At 71.9% G+C, this 3,610-nt stretch carries 6 protein-coding genes; 3 read left to right on the top strand and 3 right to left on the bottom strand.

Going from position 1 to position 3,610, the window contains the following annotated elements; genetic code table 11:
* Positions 1-15: 15 nt before the first annotated feature.
* Positions 16-522: a GNAT family N-acetyltransferase gene (locus tag ACIQOV_RS32610; RefSeq protein ID WP_401054328.1), complete on the bottom strand. Its 507-nt coding sequence runs from the start codon at positions 520-522 to the stop codon at positions 16-18.
* 268 nt (positions 523-790) lie between these two features.
* Between ACIQOV_RS32610 and ACIQOV_RS32605 the strand changes: the two genes are divergently transcribed.
* Together ACIQOV_RS32605 and ACIQOV_RS32600 are read left to right on the top strand one after the other, a co-directional pair.
* Positions 791-1,072, top strand: coding sequence for a hypothetical protein (locus ACIQOV_RS32605; protein WP_401054327.1), 282 nt, complete (start codon positions 791-793; stop codon positions 1,070-1,072).
* 41 nt (positions 1,073-1,113) lie between these two features.
* A complete protein-coding gene (locus ACIQOV_RS32600) occupies positions 1,114-1,890 on the top strand; it encodes a hypothetical protein (RefSeq protein ID WP_401054326.1) in 777 nt (258 codons plus the stop codon).
* A gap of 225 nt (positions 1,891-2,115) precedes the next feature.
* Here ACIQOV_RS32600 and ACIQOV_RS32595 read toward each other — a convergent pair whose 3' ends face one another.
* The gene (locus ACIQOV_RS32595) at positions 2,116-2,331 is read right to left on the bottom strand and encodes a hypothetical protein (protein ID WP_401054325.1); all 216 of its coding nucleotides are present in this window, start codon (positions 2,329-2,331) and stop codon (positions 2,116-2,118) included.
* A 122-nt stretch (positions 2,332-2,453) separates the two neighbouring features.
* Between ACIQOV_RS32595 and ACIQOV_RS32590 the strand changes: the two genes are divergently transcribed.
* Positions 2,454-2,576 (top strand): hypothetical protein, encoded by a 123-nt coding sequence (locus ACIQOV_RS32590; protein ID WP_401054324.1) that lies wholly within the window; start codon positions 2,454-2,456, stop codon positions 2,574-2,576.
* Between the two features lie 312 nt (positions 2,577-2,888).
* On the opposite strand, the gene ACIQOV_RS32585 is transcribed toward ACIQOV_RS32590, so the two are convergent.
* A complete protein-coding gene (locus ACIQOV_RS32585; RefSeq protein WP_401054322.1) occupies positions 2,889-3,428 on the bottom strand; it encodes a hypothetical protein in 540 nt (179 codons plus the stop codon).
* Positions 3,429-3,610 lie beyond the last annotated feature (182 nt).

Below are 3,610 nucleotides of genomic sequence, written 5' to 3'. Positions count from 1 at the left end.
CCCCGGCCCGGCTCCCTACAGGACGCCGTCAATCACGCCGCCGGGGGCGGTCACCCCGGGTGCCAGCGGGCACCACATCTGCTGCATGTGCGGATCGGCCGGGTAGGCCACGGCACCGTTGCCCTCGGGGATGCGCAGCAGCAGCGGCTTGCCGGGCGCCAGCACGGTGAAGCCGCGCTTCTCGTAGTAACCGGTGAGGTCGCCGTACGGCAGCTCGAAGGTGCCGGACATCAGCCGGTAGCCGGCATTGCGGTACTGGTGGACGGCGTTCTCGATGAGCAGTGCGCCCAGGCCTTGGCCGCGCCGGTCGGGGTCGACGGCGACGCCCTCGAGGTCCACCACCCGGCGGGCCATGTGGATCTGGGCCGCCGGGCCGAACGCCCGCAGCCCTTGCATCCACTCACCGGGCGGACCTGCGGTCAGCACCGCGGCAGGCATGCCGTCGTCGCCGTCCGCGACCAGGAGCAGCCGTACCCCCACCGGCGAGGCGGGGGATCCTCCGGCGCGCAGGCTGGCGGCCATCGTGGCTGGAAGGCCGGGGTCGGTCCAGACGATCAGCCCCAGAAGCTCCTGGACCCGATCGGCGTCCGACGGCCCGGCCGGGCGGACCCTTCTGCGCTCAGCGCGGCTCGGCCGCCCTCCCACTGCCGTCCTTGCCTCGGCCTTACGCCGTGATGCCTTCCCCATGGCGCCCATCCTCGCGGCCGGAGCTGACGCGCGAAGACGAAACCGTGAAACTGCCCTCGTCACGGGGGGTGTGCTCCGGCGGCCGGTGCGCCACGATGGCGCGATGAACGACAGCACCCAGGCGATGGTGGACTTCCTGCGCGGCAGGTACAGCGACCGCATCCACACCACCGAGAGCATTCACAACGCAGTGGTCACCGGCAGCATCCCCGCCATCGACGGCGACCGCCGCAAGCACGCCGGCCTCACCCTGCAGTCCGTCCACGAGGCCCAGTCGATGCTGGAGCTGTTCGAGACCACCATCGTGGCCCACCTCGGCACCGCCGGCCCCATGGGCGCCATCGCCGAGCAGCAGCTGCGCATCCTCGCCCGGCCGTTCCTGTAGCGGGCGGTTCTCCCGGCCGGCTGCGCGGGAATGAGCCGGACATGGACGAGGACCAGGTGCAGGACGGCCCGATCGAAGCGGCGCGTGCCCGGGAACTGACCGAGCAGCTACGCACCGCGATCGAGGACGTCCGGGCCGCCGTACTGGTGCTGGCCCGCCGGGTCCGCGCCGCCCACCAGGCGAGGGTGTGGACCGTGCTGGAGTATCCGTCGTGGTCGGCGTACGCGCTCGCCGAGTTCGGAATCGGCCGCTCGACGGCGTACCGGCTGCTCGACCTCGCGGCCGTCGCCGAGGCGATCGACGACACCGTGCAGACGGAGCTCGGGATGTCCCACGCGTGGGACACCACCGACCTGGTCCTGCCGGTGCGCGCGGTCGTCGACCTCAAGGGCCGCACCGCGGAACTCACCGTCCTGATCGCCGAACGCCTCACCGACGCCCACCAGGACGCCGGCGGCGCCGTGCTCCCGGCCGGGACGGTCGGCGGGATCGTCGCCGCGGCGGTCGCCGAGGTCCGGGCTCGTCCCGACGTCCCGGCCGCCGAGCTGGAGACCGGCCCCGCCCCCGACGGCATCACCACCGAGGCGTGGCGCCGCCACGTTTCAGTCGGCCGCGACGCGATCACCCAGCAGCGCGCCGCTCAGCTCGGCATCGGTGCGCTCGCCCTCGAGGTGGTGCCGGCCTACGTCTCCGACCGCCAGGCCAAGGACAGCGGTCTCGCTCGCCTCGCGAACGACATCGGCATCACCACCGAGGAGATCCTCGCCTGCCGCCGCTACGCGATCTCCGGGGACGTCCGGGCGATGGACGGTTGGTAGAACCGCGGGTCAGAGGGGGCAGCTTATAGTTTTCCGCCCGTCCCGGAGGGCCTCGAACGGGGGGCGATTTATGAAACCGCCGCAGCGTCAGCGCCCGCCGGTGATGGCCCGTGAGTGTGCGTCTCGGGTCCGGCGGGCACCTGGCCGCAGGCTACCGGGGCGCGGTCGGCGGGCCGGGGATTTGTACCCGCCGCAGCACAATCGCGTTACCCCTGGTGGTAGCGCTCAGATCTGGCGGTCTGGGTCGGAGAAGGTGAGGCCGCCGGCGGCGAGCGGACGCCGGGCCGGAGCAGGTCCGGCCATGGTCTCGCCGGGTGGCTGGCGGAAGTCGGCGCCTTGCTCGACCGGCAGCAGCCGGCGCCCGCCGGGCTGGGCGGGAAGGGGCGCCTCGGCGGCGGGGTCGGAGAAGGCGGGCAGCGAGAGGCTGCGACGGGCAGTCATGATCACCAGTGTCGCAGTCCGGGCGGGCGCAGGTAGACCAGACCGCTATCACGGGTGGTAGCAGGCTGGCCCTGGCCACGAAAGCCAGACCGGCCCGTTGTCTCAGATCCCCAGAACAACCCGTGGTGCTGCCGGACGGCATCGACGTCGTGTGGCGCGGCGACCTCAACGTCGCGAACGCCCGCGCCGCCGAGGACATCGACCCCACCGCCTACTTCATCGGCAGCAGCCGCTCCCGGACCTGAGACAGACTGGCGATCATGAGTACCGACCGGCGCCCGCTGTGCCGCGGTCAGCGGTGTCGGCCGGGTGGCCGCGACGCGCACCGGAGCGCCCCGTCGCTGGGCTGGGTGCCGGGCCAAGGCGGTCGTGGCTCCGGATCTTGCCGATGGGGCTTCTCTGCCGGAGCCCCGTTCCGAAGACGTTACCGGACATGCCGACTCGGAGGAGTGGCTGGTCGGCGATACCGTATGGATGCCGCCGGCACACTGGCGGCATCGGCGCGAACGGCCGCTGGAAACCGCCAGCTGGGATGCGGGCCTTCGTCGTGGCGAGGTTCACAGCCAGAGTGACCGGGGGCGACGGTCGGGCAGGTCGCGGAAAAAAAGGTGCTCGGCGGCGGCCAGGGCGTCGAGGACGGTGGCAAGCTGCTCCTGAGTGTGCTCGCCGACCTGGGCGCGTTCGGCCACCGCGAGGGCGAGATCTAGGTGTGCGGCGATCTCGGGGTCTCCATGTCCGAGGTAGTCGGCCTCGTAGTTTCCCCGCAGCCGGTGGGCCCAGTCGCGCCACGGCAGTACCTCGCCGTCCACGACCGGCTCTCCGGCGATGAGCCAGAGGCGGAAGTGGTCGGCGATGATCTTCTCCGCCGGGCGATGGTCGAGCATGGTCCCGCACTCGCGCTGCTGCTGGTCGTCGTCGGCCAGTGGCAGCAGGTTGTGGCGGCAGCCGAAGTTTCGACTGGTGGTGAGGCTTCTGCCGTGCCGTTCGCAGGCGTAGATCACATACTCGGCCCGCCGGGCCTTGTGGTTGCTGTAGCGGGCCGTGGTGTGGGTGGCGGGCTCGGGGCAGCGGGTGACCCGACGGAGGGTCGGTGGCATGGGGTTCCTCGGGTGGTGGGAGGGGCGGCCGGGGCATGACCGGCCAGCCGATCGATCGTGTTGGCCTCGGTCGATGTCGTCGAACACGGGGTCAGCCGACCGCGCCCTCCATCTGCAGCTCGATCAGCCTGTTGAGCTCCAGCGCGTACTCCATCGGCAGCTCGCGCGCGATCGGCTCGACG

The sequence above is a fragment of the Kitasatospora sp. NPDC091257 genome, from assembly GCF_044757675.1.
In the GTDB taxonomy this organism is placed as follows: domain Bacteria; phylum Actinomycetota; class Actinomycetes; order Streptomycetales; family Streptomycetaceae; genus Kitasatospora; species Kitasatospora lactacystinica.
The sequence above is the reverse complement of the archived record's forward strand: the minus strand, read 5'-3'. Positions and strand labels throughout refer to the sequence as shown.

What these genes read in the sequence shown, in the direction of transcription:
- ACIQOV_RS32600 (WP_401054326.1), top strand. Translation starts at nt 1,114, where the DNA reads ATGGACGAGGACCAGGTGCAGGACGGCCCGATCGAAGCGGCGCGTGCC.
- ACIQOV_RS32585 (WP_401054322.1), bottom strand. Translation starts at nt 3,428, where the DNA reads ATGCCACCGACCCTCCGTCGGGTCACCCGCTGCCCCGAGCCCGCCACC.
- ACIQOV_RS32595 (WP_401054325.1), bottom strand. Translation starts at nt 2,331, where the DNA reads ATGACTGCCCGTCGCAGCCTCTCGCTGCCCGCCTTCTCCGACCCCGCC.
- ACIQOV_RS32605 (WP_401054327.1), top strand. Translation starts at nt 791, where the DNA reads ATGAACGACAGCACCCAGGCGATGGTGGACTTCCTGCGCGGCAGGTAC.
- ACIQOV_RS32610 (WP_401054328.1), bottom strand. Translation starts at nt 522, where the DNA reads ATGGCCGCCAGCCTGCGCGCCGGAGGATCCCCCGCCTCGCCGGTGGGG.